This is a genomic window from Streptomyces sp. NPDC048637 (genome assembly GCF_040650675.1).
GTDB lineage: Bacteria > Actinomycetota > Actinomycetes > Streptomycetales > Streptomycetaceae > Streptomyces.
In genome coordinates, this window is the sequence record NZ_JBEZHQ010000027.1 from 16,147 (window position 1) to 37,147 (window position 21,001).

The 21,001-nt window shown below is 71.8% G+C and carries 16 protein-coding genes and 1 pseudogene; 8 read left to right on the forward strand and 9 right to left on the reverse strand.

Going from position 1 to position 21,001, the window contains the following annotated elements; genetic code table 11:
* Positions 1–6: 6 nt before the first annotated feature.
* The 5 genes from argJ to AB0C46_RS28160 all read right to left on the reverse strand — a co-directional run bounded on the left by argJ (position 7) and on the right by AB0C46_RS28160 (position 6,557).
* Complete coding sequence (gene argJ, locus AB0C46_RS28140; protein WP_362831169.1) at positions 7–1,188, reverse strand: bifunctional glutamate N-acetyltransferase/amino-acid acetyltransferase ArgJ; 1,182 nt, start codon at positions 1,186–1,188, stop codon at positions 7–9.
* 150 nt (positions 1,189–1,338) lie between these two features.
* Positions 1,339–2,313 (reverse strand): clavaminate synthase Cs1, encoded by a 975-nt coding sequence (gene cs1, locus AB0C46_RS28145; RefSeq protein ID WP_362831171.1) that lies wholly within the window; start codon positions 2,311–2,313, stop codon positions 1,339–1,341.
* Positions 2,314–2,327: 14 nt separating this feature from the next.
* Entirely contained in the window at positions 2,328–3,272 is a 945-nt protein-coding gene (gene speB, locus AB0C46_RS28150) for an agmatinase (protein ID WP_362831172.1), read from the reverse strand.
* Between the two features lie 41 nt (positions 3,273–3,313).
* Complete coding sequence (locus tag AB0C46_RS28155) at positions 3,314–4,840, reverse strand: asparagine synthase-related protein (RefSeq protein ID WP_362831174.1); 1,527 nt, start codon at positions 4,838–4,840, stop codon at positions 3,314–3,316.
* Between the two features lies 1 nt (position 4,841).
* Positions 4,842–6,557, reverse strand: coding sequence for a thiamine pyrophosphate-binding protein (locus tag AB0C46_RS28160; protein ID WP_362831175.1), 1,716 nt, complete (start codon positions 6,555–6,557; stop codon positions 4,842–4,844).
* A gap of 413 nt (positions 6,558–6,970) precedes the next feature.
* Here AB0C46_RS28160 and AB0C46_RS28165 point away from each other — a divergent pair, with 413 nt between their 5' ends.
* From AB0C46_RS28165 to AB0C46_RS28180, 4 genes are all read left to right on the forward strand, one after another.
* Positions 6,971–7,966, forward strand: a complete 996-nt coding sequence (locus AB0C46_RS28165; protein ID WP_362831177.1) for an aldo/keto reductase — start codon at positions 6,971–6,973, stop codon at positions 7,964–7,966.
* Positions 7,967–8,118: 152 nt separating this feature from the next.
* Positions 8,119–8,574, forward strand: coding sequence for a nuclear transport factor 2 family protein (locus tag AB0C46_RS28170; RefSeq protein WP_362831179.1), 456 nt, complete (start codon positions 8,119–8,121; stop codon positions 8,572–8,574).
* Positions 8,575–8,620: 46 nt separating this feature from the next.
* A complete protein-coding gene (locus AB0C46_RS28175; RefSeq protein WP_362831180.1) occupies positions 8,621–9,808 on the forward strand; it encodes a serine hydroxymethyltransferase in 1,188 nt (395 codons plus the stop codon).
* Positions 9,809–9,884: 76 nt separating this feature from the next.
* Positions 9,885–10,466: a flavin reductase family protein gene (locus tag AB0C46_RS28180; RefSeq protein WP_362831182.1), complete on the forward strand. Its 582-nt coding sequence runs from the start codon at positions 9,885–9,887 to the stop codon at positions 10,464–10,466.
* 112 nt (positions 10,467–10,578) lie between these two features.
* Here AB0C46_RS28180 and AB0C46_RS28185 read toward each other — a convergent pair whose 3' ends face one another.
* The 3 genes from AB0C46_RS28185 to AB0C46_RS28195 form a co-directional block, all read right to left on the reverse strand.
* Entirely contained in the window at positions 10,579–13,644 is a 3,066-nt protein-coding gene (locus AB0C46_RS28185) for a BTAD domain-containing putative transcriptional regulator (RefSeq protein ID WP_362831307.1), read from the reverse strand.
* Between the two features lie 652 nt (positions 13,645–14,296).
* Positions 14,297–14,998: a DUF4232 domain-containing protein gene (locus AB0C46_RS28190; RefSeq protein ID WP_362831183.1), complete on the reverse strand. Its 702-nt coding sequence runs from the start codon at positions 14,996–14,998 to the stop codon at positions 14,297–14,299.
* A 29-nt stretch (positions 14,999–15,027) separates the two neighbouring features.
* Positions 15,028–15,150, reverse strand: coding sequence for a hypothetical protein (locus tag AB0C46_RS28195; RefSeq protein ID WP_362831184.1), 123 nt, complete (start codon positions 15,148–15,150; stop codon positions 15,028–15,030).
* 127 nt (positions 15,151–15,277) lie between these two features.
* Between AB0C46_RS28195 and AB0C46_RS28200 the strand changes: the two are divergent.
* From AB0C46_RS28200 to AB0C46_RS28215, 4 genes and pseudogenes are all read left to right on the forward strand, one after another.
* Positions 15,278–15,538: pseudogene (locus AB0C46_RS28200) on the forward strand (helix-turn-helix transcriptional regulator); the annotation flags it as partial.
* A gap of 739 nt (positions 15,539–16,277) precedes the next feature.
* Positions 16,278–17,102, forward strand: a complete 825-nt coding sequence (locus AB0C46_RS28205; RefSeq protein WP_362831185.1) for a hypothetical protein — start codon at positions 16,278–16,280, stop codon at positions 17,100–17,102.
* A complete protein-coding gene (locus tag AB0C46_RS28210) occupies positions 17,099–17,782 on the forward strand; it encodes a class F sortase (RefSeq protein ID WP_362831187.1) in 684 nt (227 codons plus the stop codon). The genes AB0C46_RS28205 and AB0C46_RS28210 overlap by 4 nt, the downstream gene beginning before the upstream one ends.
* 268 nt (positions 17,783–18,050) lie before the next feature.
* Complete coding sequence (locus AB0C46_RS28215; RefSeq protein ID WP_362831188.1) at positions 18,051–19,259, forward strand: 4-hydroxybenzoate 3-monooxygenase; 1,209 nt, start codon at positions 18,051–18,053, stop codon at positions 19,257–19,259.
* 351 nt (positions 19,260–19,610) lie between these two features.
* Here the strand turns inward: AB0C46_RS28215 and AB0C46_RS28220 are convergent, their stop codons facing one another.
* Positions 19,611–20,819: a serine hydrolase domain-containing protein gene (locus AB0C46_RS28220; protein ID WP_362831189.1), complete on the reverse strand. Its 1,209-nt coding sequence runs from the start codon at positions 20,817–20,819 to the stop codon at positions 19,611–19,613.
* Between the last annotated feature and the right edge of the window lie 182 nt (positions 20,820–21,001).

Sequence of the window (21,001 nt, forward strand, 5' to 3'; positions counted from 1 at the left end):
CGGCGGTCAGGTCGAGTAGTCGGCGTTCAGCCGGATGTAGCCCTCGGTCAGGTCGCAGCCGTACACGGTGAACGCGCCGTCCGCGATGCCGAGTTCGATGCCGATGACCACCTCGCTGCCGGCCAGCTCGGCGGCGACCGCGGCCCGCACCTCCTCCTCGCTCCCCGCGCCCGCCCGGCCGGGCGGATAGACGGCCACCTCGCCGAAGCGGATGACCACCCGTTCCTGCTCGATGTCGGTGTCGTCGGAGCACTTGCCGATCGCCATGGCGACCCGGCCCCAGTTGGGGTCCCCGCCGTGCACCGCGGTCTTGACCAGCGGAGAGTTGACCACGGCCTTGCCGACCCGCTTGGCCTGCGCGTCGTCCCGGGCGCCGCTGACCTGTACCTCGATCAGCTTGCCGGCGCCCTCGCCGTCCCGGGCGACCTCCTTCACCAGCGTCAGCGCCACCTCGTACAGGGCCTCCTCGAAGGCCGCCGGATCCACCTCGCCCGCCAGGCCGTTGGCGAACAGCGCCGCGGTGTCGCTGGTGGAGGTGTCGGTGTCGATGCTGACGGCGTTGAACGTACGGTCCATCACCCGGCGGAAGATCCGGTCCTGCTCCGCCGGGTCCAGCCGCGCGTCGGTGGCGAAGAAGGTGAGCAGGGTGGCCATGTCGGGCTCCATCATCCCGACGCCCTTGGCGATACCGACCACGACGGCGTCGCCGATCCGCCGGCCCGCCTGCTTGGGCCGGGTGTCGGTGGTCATGATGGCCCGGGCCGCCCGGTCGAAGCCGCCGTCGGGCAACGGCACCGTCAGGGTCTTCAGATGGTCGCGGAGGGCCGGCATCGGGTACTGGCGGCCGATGACGCCGGTGGAGGCGATCAGCAGCTCCTCCTCGGGCAGCCCGGCGGCCTGGGCCACCGCGGCCCGCACCTCGCGGGCGTTGCGCTCGCCCTCCGCGCCGGTGGCGACATTGGCGTTGCGGGCGAGCACCACCACGCCCCGGGCGCGGTGGTCCGCGGCGGCGGCACGGCTGAGCACCACGCTGGGCCCCGCGAAGCGGGAGCGGGTGAAGACCGCGCTCACCGTGGCGGGTGCGGTGGAGAGCAGGACGGTGAAGTCGTCCCGCCCGTCGTCCCCGAGGCCCACGGGGGCGGTGTGCACCGCGAATCCCCGCGGTTCGTAGGTTTCGCTGTCCGTCATGCCTGTTCGTCTCCCGGGTGCCGAAGTGGGGGCGGCGCTGGGCCGTCCTGCTGATCCATACCATGTTCCGCTGCCGCTGTGCGGAACGGAGCCGAGCGGCGGGGGAGTGGTGTCCTCCCCCGCGCGCCCGGCTCCGGTGCGGTGGTGTGCTCAGCCGCGCGGGGTGAAGGAGACCACGTCGCCCGCGCGCTCCCCGCCGGAGAGCTGACCGTTGCGGGCGGTACGGATGTAGACGCGGTGCAGCCAGCGGTCCCGGCCGTCCCAGCGGGGGGTGAACGGGGTACGGGCGTGCGTGGTGCGGAAGTTGTCGACGATCAGCACATCACCGGGCGTCAGGTACACCGCCTCGGTGACCTCGTCGAGCGCCTTCGACAGCGCGGCGACCGCCGCCACGTCCTCCGGGACGTCGGGGGCGAGCAGCTCACGGTCATAGCCGATGAAGGGATCCTCGGGGTTTCCGTACAGGGGGGTGACCTGGGCGATGGCCCCCGGGTCCGGCACCCCGCCACGGAACGACACATCCACACAGCACGGCATCTTCCGTCCGAAGAGCCGCTCGCGCACCTCGGCAGAGAGCAGCGGCAGTGCCTTGCGGACCGAGGCGACCAGGGTGGCCGCCGTGCGCTCGTGGTCGGCCCGGGTGCAGGCCAGCATCACGTAGTTGGGCTGAAGGACGTGGTACGCCATCTCCGTGTGGAATTCCAGCAGCGTCTCGGAGGTCTCCGACGACAGGTAGTGGGCGTCGGGGGAGGGGTACACGTCGTGGTAGACGGTGCCCGCGCGCAGCTCCTGGTAGCCGGTGTGCAGGCCCAGGCGGCGGCCGACGAGGCCGAGCATCGCCTCCATGGTCAGCAGCGGGCGGTCCGTGGGAGCCGGGGTGGTGGTCGGGGTGGGCGGCAGGGCGGCCTCGTCCTCCACCGGGAGGCCGCGCAGCATCAGATAGCCGTCCTGGTTGCCCTCGGCGTTGAAGGTGTCCAGCGCGGTCGCCAAAGCGCCGGGGAGCGCGGTGGCGCCCGTCTGCGCGGATTCCAGGAAGGCGGCCAGGTCCGCGCGGGGCGTCTGCGGCAGCCGCGCGGCGAGGGCGCGCAGCTCACCGGCGAAAGCGGTGCAGTCCACGACTGTCACGGGGATTTCCTTTCCTAGGAGTGCTCTTGGACGTGTGCGCGGGCGTACTGGTACAGCAGCTCCGCGCCGATTTCGGTGGCCAGGACGGACGTGATGCCGCCGTGGTCGTAGAGCGGCGACACCTCCATGACGTCGAATCCGACCGGCCGCAGGTCCCCGATGCCGCGCAGCAGCGCCAGGACCTCCCGGGAGCTGGGGCCGCCGGGGGCCGGCGTCCCGGTGCCCGGGGCGAAGGCCGGGTCCACGACGTCGATGTCCACCGACACATAGAGGGGCGCGTCGCCGACGATGTCCCGCACCAGCCGGGTGGCGGCGTCGTTGCCGAGGTCGGCGAAGGTGTCGGCGGTGACGATGTGCACGCCGTGCCCGCGGGCGTAGTCCAGCGAGTCCGGCTGCGGGTTGTGCCCCCGGATGCCGATCTGCACCATCCGCTGCGGATCGACCAGCTTCTCCTCGATGGCGTGACGGAAGGGCGTGCCGTGGTGGTATTCGCCGCCGTAGAAGGCGGGGTTGGTGTCGCTGTGGGCATCCAGGTGGAGCACGGCCAGCGGTCCGTGCTTCGCGGAGACGGCCCGCAGCGCGGCGAGGGTCAGCGAGTGGTCGCCACCGAGCATGAGGAACGCGGCGTTGTCGGCGAGCAGTTCGTTCAGCCGCCGCTGCGCGGTCTCCATCGCGATGTGCATGTTGAACGGGGTCAGATCGATATCGCCGGCGTCGACGCAGCTGATCAGGTCGAAGGTGCCCGGTCCGCGGTCGATGCCGACGCCGTGGATGAGCCCGGATTCGCTGCGGATGGCGCGGGGGCCGAAGCGGGCCCCCGGCCGGTAGCTGGTGCCGCCGTCGTACGGGGCGCCGATCACCACGACGTCCCGGCCGCGGGGGGCGGGATCGTGCGGCAGGCGCATGAAGGTGGGTAGCTGCGCGTAGCGGGGGGAGACGGTGGTGTCGATGCGTTCCACGCCCTGGTTGCTCCTTCGTTTGTGCGCGAGGTGATGGATCGTCACGAAATGGGCTGGGTGCGGCGCTCCAGCTGGTCGACGACCAGCTGCACCGCCTCCTCGGTGGCCACCTCGTCCGGGTGCCGCCCGGCCACCACCACCTGGTCGAACAGCTCCTGGACGACCAGGCGCTTGGCGTGGTGCACCCGCCCCTCGGGGACCCCGGCGCCGGTGAGCAGCCGGCTGAACGACGAGGTGGTGCCGGATCCCTCGTGCACCCCGAGCTTGGGGCGCAGCACGGTCTCCTGTGGCAGCACATCGCCCATGGCGGCCCGCAGCACCCACTTGTCCTGGCCGTAGCGGCGCTTCAGCCCCGCCTCCAGGGTGACCAGGACGTCCAGCACCTCGCGGTCCCAGTAAGGGTGGGTGGACCAGTGGCCGCCGATGCCGGAGAGCACCGGGGACATCTCGTTGAGGCCGTCGAAGGTCTCCATGTCGTGGGCGAGCGCGGTGTCCAGGGCGGGCAGCCGGTCCTCGCGGTGCATGCCGCCCAGGGGGATGTCGGCGCCGTAGCCGGTGAGGATGCGCCGCCCGGTGCCGTCCAGCCGCAGGTACAGGGCGGTCAGCGGGAGCAGGTACTCGATGATGTCGGGGTCCAGGGACTCCGCCGCCCGGACCGTGTGCGGGAGGTGGCGCAGCAGGTCGGAGGTGGGGATGGTGAGTTCGCGGTGCGCCGTGCCGAGGTGTGTGGCGACGACCCGGGCCTGCGGGAACTCATCGGCCTCGTCCGTGCCCATCGAGACGGTGTCGATCGGGCCGGCCGCCTGGTGGGCGGCCAGCGCCGCGACGCTGGAGGAGTCGATACCGCCGGAGAGCACCACCAGTGGCACCGCCGGGCCCAGGCGGACCCGGACCGCGTGGTCCAGGGCCTGGCGGACGGCCGCCACCGCCTCGTCCTCCGGCAGGATCCGGCGGGAGAGCGGCGGTGCCCAGGTGCGGTGGGCGGTGCAGGTTCCCGAGCCGAGGGCGACCTCCAGCACGGTGCCGGCCGGGACCTGGTGGACCCCGGGCAGGCGGCGGACCGGGCGGGCGGCGGGCAGCGGAAGCCCGGTGGGGGCGGTACGCAGCGCCTTGGCCTCGGTGGCTGCCAGCACCCGGCCCGGCGCGGCCGTCACGTACAGCGGCACCGAGCCCGCGTGGTCGGTGGCGAGCAGCACTCGCCCCTCGCCCTGCACCAGCGCGGCGAAGCGGCCGTTGAGCAGCCGGAACGCATGCAGGTCGTAGGTGCCGAAGAGCGCGCGGACGAGCTGGGCGTCCCCGTCCGGCTCGGCGCCGGGCGGCAGCAGCGACCGCAGCTCGGCCTGGTTGTAGAGCTCGCCGGCGAACACCACCGCGCAGCCCGGTCCGTACGCCCGGGCGGCCTCCGGCGCACCGCTGTGCAGCAGACCGGTGTGCAGTGTGTGGCCGTGCCGTTCCTCCCGCTCCAGGTCGCAGGAGCCCAGCGAGGCGAAGACCGGGGCCGGGGCCCGGCCCCCGTCCTGCTGGACGGCGGCCAGGAAACCGGTGGCGGCGGGCAGGGTCCGGTCCATGTCAGATGCTCAGGGCCGCGAAGCCGCCGGCCTGGAAGTCGTAGTTCACCGGGACCTCGATGAGGAACGGCCGTCCGAGACCGGCACCCTTGCGCAGCGCGGCGAGCAGCTCCTCGCGGCTGCCGGCCCGCACCGCCTCCACACCGTTGGCCCGGGCCAGCTCGGTGAAGTCGACGCCGGTGAACTTCACCGCCGGGTCGTGGGAGCGGTGGTGGCCGATGTTCTGGTACAGCTCGATCAGCCCGTTGGTGTCGTTGTTGACCACCACGGTGACGATGGGCAGGTTGAGCCGGGCGATGGTCTCCAGGTCCGAGCTGTTCGAGTGGAAGCCGCCGTCGCCCGCGATGAGGAAGGTGGGCTGTCCCGGGCGGGCCAGCTGGGCGCCCATCGCGGCGGGTATGCCGTAGCCGAAGCTGGAGCAGCCCGCCGAGGTCAGGAAGCCGAACGGCTGGTCGGCGCGGGCGAAGAGCACCCCGTAGTGCCGGAAGAAGCCGATGTCGGAGACGATGGTGCCCTCGCCCGGCTCGGCGCTCTCGGCCATCACCGTGTTCATGCAGTCCATCACCTGGTGGACCCGCATACCGTCCGCATGGCGCTCGGGGTCGGAGAGGAACTCGGCGATCCGCGCGCGGAGCGGGGCGATGTCGTGCGGGGTCTTCGGCGTCACCTGGTCCGTGTGGGCCTCCAGGTGCTCGACGAAGGCCAGCACATCGGTGACCACGTCCACGTCGGGCCGGTAGACCCGCGGGACGGGGTTGACCGTCGGCGAGACCCGGACGGTCTGCTTCGCACCGCCGCGCTGCCACATCGACGGCCGCAGGTCCTCGGCGTAGTCGTAGCCGAGGGTGAGGATCAGGTCCGCGGGGCCGAACAGGGTCTCCAGCGCCGGGAAGGAGAGGATCCCGTCCATGTAGCCGGTGACCGCACCGTAGTTGAGCCGGTGGCCGTGCGGCAGCACGCCCTTGGCGATGTAGGTGGTGATGACCGGGATGTTCAGGCGCTCGGCCAGGGCGCGGATGGCCGGTACCGCACCGGACCGGATCGCCGCTGCGCCGACGACCAGCACCGGGTGCTCGGCGGCCGCGAGCAGCTCGGCGGACTGCTCCGCCTTGGCCTGCCAGCCGTCCTGCACCGCGCCGACCGGCTTGCCGGGGGCGCTCACCGCCGGACGGTCCAGCGTGGTGTCGACCTCGCCGGCGAGCAGATCGACCGGGAGCGAGAGGAAGCTGGGGCCGACCGGCTCGGTGGTCGCGGCGGCGACCGCGGAGTCCACGAGGTCGGTGATGTCATCGGGGCGCTGCAGCTCCACCGCGTACTTGGTCATCGGACGCATCACGGCGACCGAGTCCAGGCACTGGTGGGTGTCGTTGGGGAAGATGTCGTACGACTCGGACTGGGCGGCGAGCGCGATGACCGGCGAGCGGTCCAGGATCGAGGTGGCAACACCGGTGGACAGGTTCGTCATGCCGGGGCCCAGCGTGGCCCAGCAGGCCTGCGGCCGGCCGCTGATCCGGGCCAGTACGTCGGCGGCGACCCCGGCGGTGAACTCGTGCCGGGTCAGGACAAAGTCGATGCCCTCCACCTCGTCGAAGAGGATGGACGCGGCCTCCCGGCCGACCACACCGAAAACGGTCTGCACCCCGTGGTCCCGCAGGCGCTGGAGCAGGGCGTGCGCGGTCGTCGGATTGTTACCGGGGGTGGTGGACACACGGGACATGACAGCTCCTCATAAGTGGGGGGACTGCGACGACACCGGGCGGATCGGCCGCACGGTCCGGTGCACCGACGGCATGGGCCGGTCGGAGCGCCGTGCTCACCATGCGGAGCGGGCCTTGCACAGCTGTGGACGTTCCCCTTGCGGACATCCGCCGCGCATTGCGGTCCGGTGCACGCGGGACGCCAGCGCATTGTCAAGCGCTTGAAAAGGAGGGCGTTGTGGCCGCGGGGTGCCGGCGGCTACGGTGCTGCGGGCCGGCTTCCGCGGCGGACCGCCAGGGCAGGTAACGCGTCCTGTCCGTCCGCGCGCTGCGGCCTCCTCCGCAGCCGGCCGTGCCCCTCCCCGAGCTCCGTCAGCTCTCCCTTTCCCGCTGCCCGCCCTGCCCCAGCGGCGTCCGCACTGGAGGTTCCGCCATGTCTGCATCCCCGCGCCCACCCGTCCGCGTACTGCGTGATCTGCACGTCAGTGCCCAGGGGTTGGGCTGTCTGCCGACCACGGCCTTCTACGGCCACCCGGATCCGGCCCGGTCGATCGCCACCATCCGCGCCGCGCTGGACGCCGGGGTCACCCTGCTGGACACCGCCGACGTCCAGGGTCTGGGCGCGGGCGAGGAGCTGCTCGGCCGGGCCGTCGCGGGACGCCGGGACGAGGTCGTGATCGCCAGCAAGTTCGGCATGGTGCGCTCCGCCGACGGCGCGTTCCAGGGGCTGTGCGGCGAGCCGTCCTATGTGCGCGAGGCCTGCGAACGCTCCCTGCGCCGCCTCGGCGTGGACCACCTCGACCTGTACTACCAGCACTGGACCGACCCGGCGGTCCCGGTGGAGGAGACCGCGGGCGCGGTGGCCGAGCTGGTGCGTGCGGGCAAGGTCCGCCATTTCGGGCTCTCCGAGCCCTCCGCGGCCACCCTGCGCCGGGCGGACGCGGTGCACCCGGTGACCGCGGTGCAGAGCGAATGGAGCCTGTGGTCCCGGGACATCGAGGCCGAGGTGGTGCCGGCCTGCCGCGCGCTGGGCATCGGCATCGTCGCGTACGCCCCGCTGGGCCGCGGCTTTCTGACCGGAGGCATCCGCACCACCGACGACCTGGCCGCCGAGGACTTCCGCCGCGGCCAGCCGAGGTTCAGCGCCGGCGGTCTGGCACACAACCGGACGCTGCTGGACCGGCTGCGTCCGGTCGCCGCGCGGCACGGCCTGACCCTGGCCCAGCTCGCCCTGGCCTGGCTCCACCACCACGGCCCCGACGTCGTCCCCATCCCGGGCACCAGCGACCCGGCCCACCTGACCGAGAACCTCGCCGCGGCCGCGGTCCGGCTGGACGAGGACGGCCTGGCGGCGGTGGCGGAGGCGCTCGCCGTCCCGGTGCTGGGGGAGCGCTACGCACCCGCGCTGCTCGCCATGACCGGCAACTGACTCCTCGCAAGCCGGGCCGCAGCGAGACGTCAAGCCGACGCCAAGGCCGCCCTGCGACGGTGGAGACCGCCTGCCGGACAGCCGCAATGACGCCGCCGTCCCCTGTGTGCGGCGCCCCTTCCGCAGAATCCCGGCACATCTGGAGGTCGTTCATGCCCGTGGCACCGGGCGGCATGACGGACGAGCAGCGCAAGGCCGTCATCACCGCATATCTCAAGGCATTCGACAACGGCGGGGTCGGCAGCGACGGGACCGCCGTGCTGGACTTCTTCGCCGAGGACGCCGCCTTCTTCTTCCCGAAGTGGGGGCTGGCCCGCGGAAAGGCGGACATCGCCCGGATGCTGGCCGACCTCGGCAGCACCGTCCAGGCGGCCACGCACCATCTGTGGTCCCTCAACTGGATCGCCACCGGCACGGACCTGCTCGCGGTCGAGGGCACCACGCACGGCGAGCACCGTGACGGCCCCTGGCGGGCGGGCGTGCCCGAGTGGGGCGCCGGACGGTGGTGCGGAGTCTTCGAGGTGCGCGACTCCCTCATCCAGCGCGCCTTCATCTATCTGGACCCCGACTACGCGGGCAAGGACACCGCCCGCTACCCGTGGCTGTGACGCCGCACCCCCGGCCTCCCGCCGATTCCCCTGCCAAGGAGCACTGATGGACGTCCTGGCCGCCTTGCAGCGAAGGCCCAGCCTCAACCTCTTCCCGATCGAGAACCGGCTCTCACCGCGGGCCGCCGCCGCCCTCGCCACCGACGCGGTCAACCGCTACCCGTACTCGGAGACGCCGGTCGCGGTCTACGGCGACGTCACCGGCCTCAAGGGCGTCTACGACTACTGCGTGGACCTCACCAAGGAGTTCTACGGCGCCCGGCACGCCTTCGTACCGTTCCTCTCCGGGCTGCACACCATGCACACCGTGCTCACCGCGGTGGCCCCGCCCGGCGGCCGGGTGATGGTGCTGGCCCCCGACGACGGCGGCCACTACGCCACCGTCACCATCTGCGAGGGCTTCGGCTACCAGGTGGACTACCTCCCCTTCGACCGGCAGCGCCTGGAGATCGACCATGCCGCGCTGGCAGCGCGGATCGCGGAGCGCCCGGTCGACGTCATCTACCTGGACGCCTCCACGGCGCTGCGCTTCCCCGACGCCCGGGCGCTGCGGGCCGCCGCTCCCGAGGCGCTCCTCTGCCTGGACGCCTCGCACCTGCTCGGCCTGCTGCCCGCGGCCCCCCAGACCCTGGTCCTCGACGGCGGCTTCGACAGTATCTCCGGCAGTACGCACAAGACGCTGCCCGGCCCGCAGAAGGGTCTGCTGGTCACCAACAGCGACTCCCTCGCGGAGAAGATGGCCGCACGGATCCCCTTCACGGCGTCCAGCTCCCACTCGGCGACGGTCGGCAGCCTGGCGATCACCCTGGAGGAGCTGCTGCCGCACCGGGTGGAGTACGCACAGCAGATCATCGCCAACGCCCGTCGGCTGGCCGGTGAGCTGGCCGGGCACGGCTTCGACGTGGCCGGCGAGGAGTTCGGCCACACCGACACCCACCAGGTCTGGGTGCACCCGCCCGAGGGCAACTCTCCGCACGCGTGGGGCCGGCTGCTCACCCGCACCGACATCCGCACCACGACGGTGGTACTGCCCAGCAGCCGGCGTTCCGGCCTCCGCCTCGGCACCCAGGAGCTGACCCGCTGGGGGATGAAGGAGGACGACATGGCGCGGGTGGCCGAGCTGCTGGCCCGGCTGCTGCTGCGCAACGAGGACTCCGGCAAGGTCGCCGCGGACGTCACCGAACTGGCCCGCGCCTTCCCCGGCGTGGCGTATGCCGAGGTTCCGCCGCGGTGACGGCCGGCTGAGCCGGGACGGGGAGGTGCCGCGGACCGTCCCGCGGCCGTCCCCGGCAGGAGCGAAGGAGACCCGTATGTCCCTTTCCGTGCCGCACGGTTCCCTGCAGAGCGGTACCCCGCAGAGCGGCCCGGCGCCCGTGACGGCCGGGCAGCTGCGCCGGGTGGCCGGCCATTACCCCACCGGGGTGGTCCTTGTCACCGGGCCGCGACCGGCACCCGGGGAGCCGCCACCCGCCATGGTGGTGGGCACCTTCACCTCGGTGTCGCTGCACCCGGCGCTGGTGGGTTTCCTCCCCTCGAAGTCGTCGACCACCTGGCCGCGGATCCGGGCGGCGGGCCGGTTCTGCGTCAATGTGCTCGGTGCGGACCAGGAACAGGTCTGCCGCCGCTTCGCCGCCGCCGACCCCCACCGCTGGGAGGTGCCCCACCAGGAAACCGCCACCGGATCCCCGGTCCTGCTCGACGCGCTCGCCTGGTTCGACTGTGAGGTGGCGGGCGAGGTGGAGGCGGGCGACCACTGGTTCGTCACCGGCGCGGTCCGCGACCTCGGCGTCCGGCGGCCCGGTCCGCCCCTGGTCTTTCTGCGCGGCGACTACGGCCACTGCGCCGAGGACGCCGGTGCCGCCCGGTCCGGACGGCCCGCCCACCCCGATTGAACCTCCGCTGCCGCTCGCGCTGCCGGGGCACCGTACCGGCACAAGCGGTGCCCCGGCCCGTCGGACGGCGCGGCGGCAGCGGAGGTCAGGGTTGGGCTCCGGCCGGCAGCCGTCAATGACGCTCGTGATCGACGTGCTGCGCGGCCGTGATGCCGGTGTCGTGCTCCCGGAGCAGCGCGGCGAATGGCCACTGCGGCCGGTAACAGAAGTACTCGCCGCGCTCCTCGATCTCCTTGACGGCGGCGGCGCTCGTCCGCCGGGCCTCGTCGTGGGCACCCGCACGGTGCAGCGCGTCGGCGAGCAACCCGAGGTGCAGGGTGCGGCGCAGCACGGTCCGGTGCCGGGCCGCGTCCTCCAGCGCCTTCCGCATCCGGGCCAGGCCCTGTTCGTGCATCCCCTGGTGCACCTCGGCCCAGCCGAGCGGGACGGCGAGCATGCGGTGCCAGAACGGGAGCTGGCAGCGGGCGGCGAGGTCCAGTCCCGCCCGGCCGGCCAGCCAGGCACCCTGTACGTCGTGCTCGGTGACGGCGATGAGGGCGTCGACATACCGGGCGAAGGCCCGGTCCCACGGCCGGTCGTAGCGGTCGGACTGGGTGAGGTGCAGGAGCTCCGACCGGTAGCGCCGGGTCTGGACCCGGTCGCCGTTGAGGCAGTGACCGAGCGCCAGGTAGGCCCGGTAGTCGATGCGCTGGTCCCTCAGCAGCGCGCTCGGCCGTAACGGCACACGGGGGGCTACCAAGAGGGTGTCGATGATCTCGACGCCCTGTGCGAGCGCGGCGAGCGCCTCGTCCAGACGGCCGCTCACATACAGGGTGACCCCGCCCACGTAACAGGCCGCTGACCGGGCCTCCGGGCCGCCGCCGTGGTCGGCCAGCTCGTAGAGCAGACCGCCGATCTCCGCTGCCTCCGGGTACTGGCCCGCCGTGATCGCGCGCATCGCCTGAGCGTGCAGCAGTCCGGTGGGCTGGGTGCCGTCGAAGGCCCGCTCCAGTTTCTGGGCATGCCAGAGGATCTTCTCGACCCGGGCCGAGCCGTAGCCTTCCATCAGGGCCTGCAGCCACATCATCCGCTTGCGCAGCTGCAGTTCCACGGCCGAGGTCGGCTCGTCCCCGGGCAGCGCCGCGACGACCGACGCCGCGGCCTCCAGCCAGTGCAGCGCGGCCGCATGGGAGAAGCGGGCCTGCTCCCGGTCGGCCAGGGCCAGCAGCGGCCGCACGCCCGCGCGAGCCCCCAGGAGCCGGGCGGCCGCCAGGCAGTGGCGGCGGATCTCCGCGGCGTCGTCACCCGGCCGGGACCGCACCGACAGGATGGTGGCCACCCGGTGGTGCCACCGGGCGCGGGTGACCGGCTGGGTGCCGTCCAGCAGGAAGTCACGCGTCAGACCATGGGCGAAGGAGAGCCGGCCGTCGACGGACCGGTCGTGGCGCAGCAGACCGGTCTGCACCGCGTCGTCGATCAGGGTCTGCGGCAGCCCGAGCGTGGACAGCAGGTCCGCGAGCAGGGGACGGTGCACATCCATGCCCATCACGGCGCAGAGGGTGAGCACATCGAGCGTGTCCGAGGAACATTCGCTCAGCCGCTCGTGCAGCACCTCGCGCACCTCGAAGGGGACCGAAGACCGCTCCCGCCGCTCCCCGCCGGACTGTGCGCAGACCGCGCTGAGCAGAAGGAAGGGATTGCCGCCGGAGGCGCGCTGGAGCTGCTGGGCCTCGCCGGGCGAGGGCGCCGCTCCCGAGGCCGAGGCGATCAACTCCCGGCTCTGCTCCTCGGCGAGTCCCTCCAGCCGGAGCATGCTGGTGTTGCCTTCCTGGAGGATGCGGCCCACGGCGCGGCGGACCGCCGGCTCCTTCGCCAGCTCGTGGTCGCGGAGGGTGGCCACCACCATGACCCGGGCCTGGCCGATCTGCTTGACCAGCAGTTGGAGCACTTCCAGTACGGGGACGTGGGCGAGGTGCAGATCCTCCAGAAGAAGGACCACCGGAGTCCGTTCCGCAGCGGCGAGCACGGCCTGGCAGATCCGCATCTGGTGGGTGAGATGCTGCTCGGGCAGCCAGTCGGCCTGCGCGACGACGTCCACGGCGACGTTCCCGCCCGCTCCGCTCCCCGACTCCAGCTGGCGCACGATGTGTTCCCATGTCCAGTAGCCGGGGTCCGGCAGGCTCCCGACGCAGTGTGAGCGCACCACCCGGAACTCGGTGGCGGCCAGACAGCGCTCGGCCTGCTGCAGCAGCCACGTCTTGCCGATGCCCTGCTCGCCGTAGACCAGCACCACATGGCCATGACCGCTGCCGGCGCCGGCCAGTAAGCGCTTCAGCCGCTGCATCTCCGCCTGACGGCCGCCGAACCGGTCACCCGGCGGCGGGGACACGGGCGGCTCCGGTTTCTCCGCTTCCGGTGGCACGGGTGCCGCGGCGGAGGCCGGCGCGAGCGCGGTCCGGTCCGCCGGCTCCGGGACCGGTGCGGCCGCGAGCTCCTGCCGCAGGATCTTTCCGTGCAGTGCCTGCAGTTCCCGGCTGAGATCGGCTCCCAGGTCCTCCGCCACCGCATGGCGCATCCGCTCATAGGTCAGCAGCGCCTCCGCCGACTGACCGGAGTGGTACTGGGCCGTCATCAACTGCCCGCCCAGCCGCTCCAGTCCGGGATTGCGGCGGAGTTCCTCACCGAGCCGGACCGTCACCTCCTCGTAGGCGCCCAGACCGAGGCATGCCTGGGCCCACACCTCAAGTGCCCGGAGGCGGACATGTTCCAGGCGGTCGGCTTCCGCCACCGCGAACTCGTAGCCGTACAACTCGCCCAGGGGAGTGCCCTTCCACAGCTCCAGCGCGGCCCATGCCGTCGAGCGAGCGGCGTCGAGATCACCGGCCTTGAGCAGTTCCCGGCATTCCCTGATCTTCGTCTCGAAGACCGCGGCGTCGACCAGCCGCGCATCGGCTTCGAGCAGATATCCCTGGAGGTGGTGGACGAGCCGGATGGTGCGGTCGTGGCGGTGCAGCAGCTTCCGGAGCCGGGAGACGTAGGCCTGCAGCGTCCCCGTGACCTGACTAGGTGGGCTGGTACCCCAGATGGCCTTGATGATCGTGGGCAGCGACACCACGTTGCCCACGTGGATTAACAGCAGGGCGAGCAGAGCACGCTGTCTCGGCGCACCGAGGTCCACGGTTCTCTCACCGGAACTCACACTCAAGGGGCCCAGGATGTCGAATCGAAGGCCGGAGGTACGTGCATCATCTTTCATCGTGCATCCCGACTGGAGAAATGACGGAAGAACATGAACGCGAAAGTAAGTTGACGGAGTGTCAGTTATGTGTCCGAGGCCTGCGCTCGGCGAGGTCTCAGCGCTTTCCGGGTTCCGAACTCCGGGTGGGAGCAGGGGGAGTACCCACCAAGAGGCGGTCCCGGGGGTGCGCGAAGGAAGGGAAGGTGTCGGGTGGGGTCCTTGTGGTGCCGGTCGACGAGGAGAGGCCGCGTGGCCCGGCAACTCCCCGTGTCACGTGGGCTGTGCTCAGCGCTCCACGGGAGGCGTCATGCCCTCGCAGGCGGCGGGCATGACGACGGCTGTAGCTCTTCATGCTGTAAATGATGGCCTACGCATGTTTTTTGGTTCATTCTCAAACGGAATTGTTGCTTTCTGAGTGGAGTGGCTACCCGCACGGCCGGCGCGAGGTAGGGGGCCGCCACGGCCGGCCGACCCGCCGACCGCCCGGACGCGGGCGGCGGACCCGACGGTGCCGGACGGTTCCGGACGGGGGAGGGCCGACCCGGATCGTGGTCAGTTGCCGGTCAAATTGCCGGTCAGCAGCTGGTCAGTTGCTGATCAGTACGTCAGTACGTCAGTACGTCAGCGCGTCGGACGCCGAGCTCTGCCAGTAGGTGACGGCGGCTTTGTCGTCCTTGTGCGTGCCCGCGGGCAGGGTGAGCTTGAGGGGGGCGCCCACCGAACCGGAGCCGCTCCGCGGAGCGAAGTGCACCGTGAGGTTCCGGGCGGTGCGGCCACCGGAGTCACCGCCGCCCTCGCCGCTGAGCAGGATCGAAGCGTACGCAGATTCGCCCGGGGCGACGGTCACGACGGACTGCGGCTTGCTGTCCTCCATGATGCGGGTCGTCGACTGTTCGTCGTCGAAGCCCAGGAGGGGCGCCGAGTAGGCATCGCAGGAGCGTGATCCCGTGTTGGTGATCGTGAGGAGCACGTGATTGATGGGGCGCGCGACCTTGCTGACCACGGCCTTGGTGTTCTCTCCCGTACAGGTGGCCGACGAACCGTCCCCGGCGCCCTGGTTCTTGCCTCCGGTCTTGCCTCCGGCCTTGCCGGTGCCTCCGCTCTGACCGCCGGCGGCGCCCTGGCCGGTGCCCGGGCCTTCGCCGTGTCCCTTGCCGGTTCCGCCGGCCTCGCCGCTCGGGGTGGGGCCGGCTTCCGTGCGTGCCTCGGCCGGGGTGCCGGACACCGCACCGGAGCTCTGGCAGGCGGACAGGGACAGGCCCGCGAGAACGGCGGCGGTGGCGGCGGCTGCGGTACGGGATCGGATGGTGCGCATGGTGGTTCTGGTTCTCCTTGCACGTGGTTTCAGCGGTGGTTGATCAGTGCGACCAGCACCGCGGCACAGATGATCAGCACGGCGATGGCGACAACATCGCTGGTGCACCAGCGGGTTCGCATGGGGTCTCCCGTCTCGGTGGTGCTGCTCACAGCGTGCGTGGTGGGTGCCCGGGTGCCAACAGATCCGGGGCAATGAGAGAAGCCGGAATGCGGAAATGGGTGCTGACCTGGGGAAACGACCACTCCCTGGAATGCCGTCCTGGAACGGCGGAGCGAACTGGGGAGCAGGGCGGGGACGGAGACAGCGGCGTTCGCGGGCCTGCTGCGCCTGCTGAGGGAGCGCTCCGGACGCAGCTATGGCGTCCTCGCCGGGCAGCTGCACATGAGTGTGTCCACGCTGCACCGGTACCGCAACGGCGATGCCGTTCCGAAGGACTTCGCACCCGCCGACCGGCTCGCCAGGCGGTGCGGGGCGACCGCGGACGAACTGGTGGAACTGCACCGGCGCTGGATCCTCGCCGACGAGGCCCGCAGACGAAGCCGCGCCCTGTCCCCGGGGCCACCTCGTCCACCGCAGCCGCCGAACGGGCACCGGCCGCCCACGCAGCGGACGCTTCGGCCGCGGTGGTGGATTCCGCGGTAGCGCCTTCGCGATCACCCGCTGGGCGGACCGTCACCCCGGCCGCCTCGCACAGGGGGAGGAGTAGCGCTCCCATGCACCACCGCGTACATGTGAAGACCTCCGCAGGCACGGTCCTGGGCAGGCAGGACGCCGGGGTGAGCGTCTTCTGGGACATCCCTCATCACCGACGTCTTCACCGAGGGAAGCAGGAAGCTCGCGGACGCCCATGCCGCTCGATCGGCGGCCGGTACCCATGCCTACCTGTTCCGTTGGCGGCCGGCTGCGTTCGGCGGCGCCCTCGGAGCGTGCCACACCGGGCCTGGGTCCGCTTCGCCGCGACCGGCGATCCGGGCTGGCGCCCGTATCGGACCGCGGACCGGGCCGTCCTGGCTATCGACGAGCGGTGGCCGCTGTCATACGTCTGAGGTGGGGGAGCGACCGGGCTTGCGGGAGCCGGGGGAAGCGGACAGGTCAGGGGCGGGTGCCGAGGCGTCCAGGGCCGCAAGAAGACCGCTCGGAAATTTTTTCAACCGGCCACCAATCCGCCCCCGTTGCGGCTCCGAATCACGCTCGACACCTCACCGAGGTGTTGCTGTCGAACCCGGACGACGTGCGGTCCCCCTCCTCCGTGGAGGCCGCCGGAAAAGGAACGATCGTGATAGCCAAGCGCACCAGCCGCCTCGCCGTACTCGTCGCTCTCCCCGCCGCCCTGGCCCTCACCGTGGGCGCCTCGTCCCAGGCCGTCGCCCAGGGCACCGGAGCGTTCCAGATCAACCTGGCGCAACTGAACGACTCCGGTTCCAAGGGCACGGCGATGCTCAGCCTCCAGGGCAACCGGCTGACCGTGAAGATCGAGTCCGAGGGACTCGTGCCCGGACAGCCCTCCGCCCAGCACCTCCACGGCTCCACCGACGGCCATGACTTCCACTGCCCGGACGCGAGCGACGACACGAACGGCGACGGCGTCCTCAACAACACCGAGGCCACGGTCGATTACGGCGACATCCACATCTCGCTCACCACCAAGGGACCCACGGACATGGCGAGCGGTCTCGCCGTCGACCGCATGCCCGTGGCGAACGCGCAGGGCAAGGTCTCCTACGAGCGCACCCTCGCCGTCTCCCAGGACGTGGTCGACCACATCAAGGACCTGCACATCGTGCAGCACGGCATCGACCGCAACGACAACAAGAAGTACGACTTCGAGGGGGCGGGCAAGAGCGAACTCGATCCCAAGCTCCCCCAGGAGGCCACCGCTCCCACCAACTGCGGTGAGGTCCTGGGCGCCGCGGTGGGTTCCATTCCGGTCGGCGGGGTCGAGACCGGCACCGGGCCCGCCGAGGAGAACGGGGTTCCGGCCGCGGTGATGGGCGCCGGCGGGGGTGCCCTCGTGGCGGCGGCCGGCGCGCTGGTCTTCGCGCGGCGGCGGAAGAGCGTGCTCGCCGCCGGACAGACCGGGGACAACGGGGCCGCCGCGTGAGCCGCCGGAGCGAGGACACCATGATCACCGTACGCCGCCGGGGCCACCGCGCCACCGGCTACGCCCTCGCCGCGGCGCTGTCGGCCGTGCTCCTCGCCGGGTGCGGAGGGCAGGACGCGGCGCCGGCCGGGTCGCTCCCCGCCGGGCAGCAGCCGGGCGGCGGCGGGCAGTCGTCCGACGGCGGGGCGCCGGGCGGCGGCTCCGGGAAGCAGGCCGCCGCCAGCATGCCGAAGTCGGTTCCGCAACGGCTCTCCATCCCGTCGCTCAATGTCTCCTCCTCGCTGGAGACACTGGGACAGAAGAAGAACGGGACCATGGAGACCCCCCGCGATCCCGACAAGGCGGGCTGGTACCGGCCGGGGCCGACACCCGGCTCCGAGGGACCGGCGGTGATCGCCGGCCATGTCTCCTGGAACGGCAAGCCCTCGGTGTTCCACAAGCTGTCGTCGCTGAAGCGCGGTGACACCATCGAAGTGGCCCGGCAGGACGGGAAGACGGCGAAGTTCACCGTCGACCGCATCGCCCAGTACCCGAAGAACAAGTTCCCCACGCTCGAGGTGTACAAGAACCTCGATCACGCCGGCCTCCGCCTGATCACCTGCGGCGGTGAGTACGACGAGGGTCAGCACTACTACCCCGACAACGTGGTGGTGTTCGCCAGCCTCACGGGCGTCGCGTAACCGGATGCGCGCATACCGGCCGGCGGTCCGGCGCCCTCGCACGGGCGACCGGGCCGCTCGCCGGTGCCACCGGCCGCAGGGCGAGCGGGTGAGCAGGTGAGCGTGATCAGGGCCGCGTCGTCGCCCAGGGGGAGGGCGGGCCCGCGCCTCCGGACGGCGGCGGCCCGCCGTCCGTGATCCGTCGGCGCCGGGGCGCCGGTCGGCCCGCACGGGGCAACCGCCATACTGCCTGCGATCTTTCTTCGCGCCCCGAAGGGACCTTCGTCACGTGTCCTCCACCACCCCTCTCCCCGTCACACGCACCCGCGTCGCCATCGTCGGCGCCGGCCCCGCCGGGCTCACCGTGGCGAATCTGCTGCGCACCGCCGGAGTCGACTGTGTGCTGCTGGAGACGGAGAGCAGGGAGTTCATCGAGCAGCGGCCGCGCGCCGGGTTCCTGGAGGAGTGGGCGGTGCGCGCGCTGGCCCGGCGCGGGCTGGCCGACCGGCTGCTCGAACGGGCCGAGACGCAGGGCGAGTTCGAGTTCCGCTTCGACGGGGAGCGGCACACAATACGGACCGCGGAGCTGTCGGGGCGCCGTCACTTCGTCTATCCGCAGCCCCTGTTGGTCACCGACCTGGTGGCGTCGTACGCGGACCGGGCGGGCGGCGACGTCCGCTTCGGGGTACGTGAGGTGGCACTGCACGACATCGACAGCGCCCGGCCGGCGGTGTCGTACACCGATCCGGTGACCGGCGCCCGGCACCGTATCGCCTGCGACTTCATCGCGGGCTGCGACGGCGCACGCGGAGTGACCCGGGCGGCCGTCCCCGCCGGCCGGGCGGCCCTCACCCGCCATGATGACGGCGTCGCCTGGCTCGCCCTCCTCGCCGAGGCGCCGCCGTCCGCGGACGGGGTGGTCTTCGGCATCCACGAGCGCGGATTCGGCGCCCAGATGGCCCGCAGCCCCCAGGTCACCCGCTATTACCTCCAGGTCGCGCCCGGTGCGGAGGCCGAGGACTGGTCGCATACGCGGGTGTGGGACGAACTGCGCCACCGGCTCGCCGCCGACGGTGCCCCGCCGCTGACCGAAGGACAACTGATCGAGAAGGTGGTCCTGGACATGCACAACTACGTGGTGGAGCCGATGACGTTCGGCCGCCTCCACCTGGCGGGTGATGCGGCACATCTGGTCGCGCCGATCGCCGCGAAGGGCATGAACCTCGCGCTCAATGACGCGCTGCTGCTCGGCGACGCGCTGATCGCCCACTACGAGGGCGACGACAGTGGTCTCGCCGGATATTCGGAGGCGTGTCTGCGGCGGGTCTGGCAGTACCTGGAGTTCTCGGAGTGGTTGTCGTACGTGCTGCACGGCGCCTCGTCCGGCGACCGCTTCCGGGCGGGCACGGCCCGTGCGCGGCTGCGGCGGCTGCTGGGGTCCGAGTCCGCCGCGAAGGCGTTCGCCGCGCTGTACCTGGGCGAGGAAGCCGATCTGTGACCTCGTGCGGGACCGGGTGGGCGGCACTTCCGTGGGGTGATTCACAAACCGGGAGGGGGTGGGCCCCCGCAGGCCTGGGTACGCGGCTTCGTGATCGCCGGGCGAGATACCGTTGAGAAGTGGTAGAAATTCGGCGAAAAGCATCGCTGAGTCACTGAGGAAGGAGACAGACGTATGTCATCGAAGCGCCGTCGTAAGAAGAAGGCCCGTCGCAAGAACGGTGCCAACCACGGCAAGCGGCCCCAGTCCTGAGCGAAGGCTGCGACCGACCTCGCCGATGGGGTTTCTGTGGGCTCCCCGCGTCCGTGCTTCCGCGGACGCGCGGAGCCCACAGCGGTATGACGCCCCGGCTCACGCCTTCGTCAGGGCCTCGGTCATCCGCTGGGAGACCTGCGCCTGGGTGGCGTCGCGCCGGGTCGGGTTGAACGAGAAGACCGCGCGGCGCTGTTGGTCACGGGTGGCGACCATGGCCGAGGAATAGCCGTAGCGCTCACCGGTCTTGCCCCACAGTGTGATGCCGTTCATCGTGACGGTCTGCAGGCCCGCGGCATAGCGCGCCGGGCTGCCGTCCAGCATGCGCACCTCGTCCGGCGGCAGGGTGAACATCCGCTCCAGCTCATGGGGCGGCAGGAGTTCGCCCGAGAACAGGGCGGTCAGGAAGCGGTCCAGATCGCCGGTGTGGGAGATCATCTCGCCCTCTCCCCAGGCGGCCGACTGGTGGAACTCGGTGATGTCCAGCAGGGATCCGTCCGTCATCTTCAGATAGCCGTGCACATGCGGCCCGTGAATCCGCGGGTCGTTGCCGGGCACGCTGGTGTGCCGCAGACCCAGCGGGCGCAGAATGCGGCGGCCGATCGCCTCGCCGTAGCGGCACCCCGTCAGCCGTTCGATCAGCAGCGCCAGCAGGACGTGATTGATGCCCCGGTACTCCTGCGCGGTGCCGGGGGTGAACTTCATGGGGCCGTGCGACACCCGCGCCACGAGCTGTTCGGGCGTCCACCGGTCGTAGCGGTGCCGGGCGATGGCCTCCGGGCAGGACGGGTCGTAGGGCGGGGCCTGCTCGTCGGGGAGTCCGCTGGTGTGGTTCAGCAGCTGTAACACCGTGATCGGCGGGAAAGCCGCCGGCAGCAGACCGGGCAGCAGACGCTGCACCGGCAGCTCCGGTGACAGCCGGCGCTCGGCGGCGAGCTGCAGCACCACCGTCGCCACGAACACCTTGGTGATGCTGCCGATCCGGAAGGTGTCCCGCTCATGGACCCCGCGGCCGGTTTCCCGGTCGGCGACGCCCGCGCTGCCGTACCACCGCCCGGCCGAACCGCTCACCCGCAGCTGGGCCGCGGTCAGCTGCGGGTGCTCCAGGTCGGAGAGGGCGGCCCGGAGCGCGGGCACATTCAGCGGAGGGACGGGGGCAGCAGCGGACGGGACCGGGCGGGCCGGACCGCCGCCCGACGACGGGGCCGGACGGGATGCGGCACGGGCCGGGCCCGCCGTCGCGGCGACCACCGCACCGGACAGTGCGGCCCCCACAACTGCCCTGCGGGACAAGGAAGAAAGGCTCATACCGAACAGCTTCGCGGGTACGCGCCGCGCCGGCGTCAGGGCTCTCCCCGATCCGTCCCTGACGCGACCCTGACCCGCCCCTGATACGTGCCCGGGTCCTCGCCGGATGCGCGCCCCGACAAGCCCGAGTAGAGGGAGCCCGGGCGGCGGTTTAGCGTGGAAGGGAGTTTCGCCTCCCAGGA

Excerpts from the sequence above, each read along its gene's own strand:
- argJ (WP_362831169.1), bottom strand. The coding sequence starts at position 1,188 with ATGACGGACAGCGAAACCTACGAACCGCGGGGATTCGCGGTGCACACC.
- AB0C46_RS28155 (WP_362831174.1), bottom strand. The coding sequence starts at position 4,840 with ATGGACCGGACCCTGCCCGCCGCCACCGGTTTCCTGGCCGCCGTCCAG.
- AB0C46_RS28160 (WP_362831175.1), bottom strand. The coding sequence starts at position 6,557 with ATGTCCCGTGTGTCCACCACCCCCGGTAACAATCCGACGACCGCGCAC.
- AB0C46_RS28165 (WP_362831177.1), top strand. The coding sequence starts at position 6,971 with ATGTCTGCATCCCCGCGCCCACCCGTCCGCGTACTGCGTGATCTGCAC.
- AB0C46_RS28170 (WP_362831179.1), top strand. The coding sequence starts at position 8,119 with ATGCCCGTGGCACCGGGCGGCATGACGGACGAGCAGCGCAAGGCCGTC.
- AB0C46_RS28175 (WP_362831180.1), top strand. The coding sequence starts at position 8,621 with ATGGACGTCCTGGCCGCCTTGCAGCGAAGGCCCAGCCTCAACCTCTTC.
- AB0C46_RS28180 (WP_362831182.1), top strand. The coding sequence starts at position 9,885 with ATGTCCCTTTCCGTGCCGCACGGTTCCCTGCAGAGCGGTACCCCGCAG.
- AB0C46_RS28190 (WP_362831183.1), bottom strand. The coding sequence starts at position 14,998 with ATGCGCACCATCCGATCCCGTACCGCAGCCGCCGCCACCGCCGCCGTT.
- AB0C46_RS28220 (WP_362831189.1), bottom strand. The coding sequence starts at position 20,819 with ATGAGCCTTTCTTCCTTGTCCCGCAGGGCAGTTGTGGGGGCCGCACTG.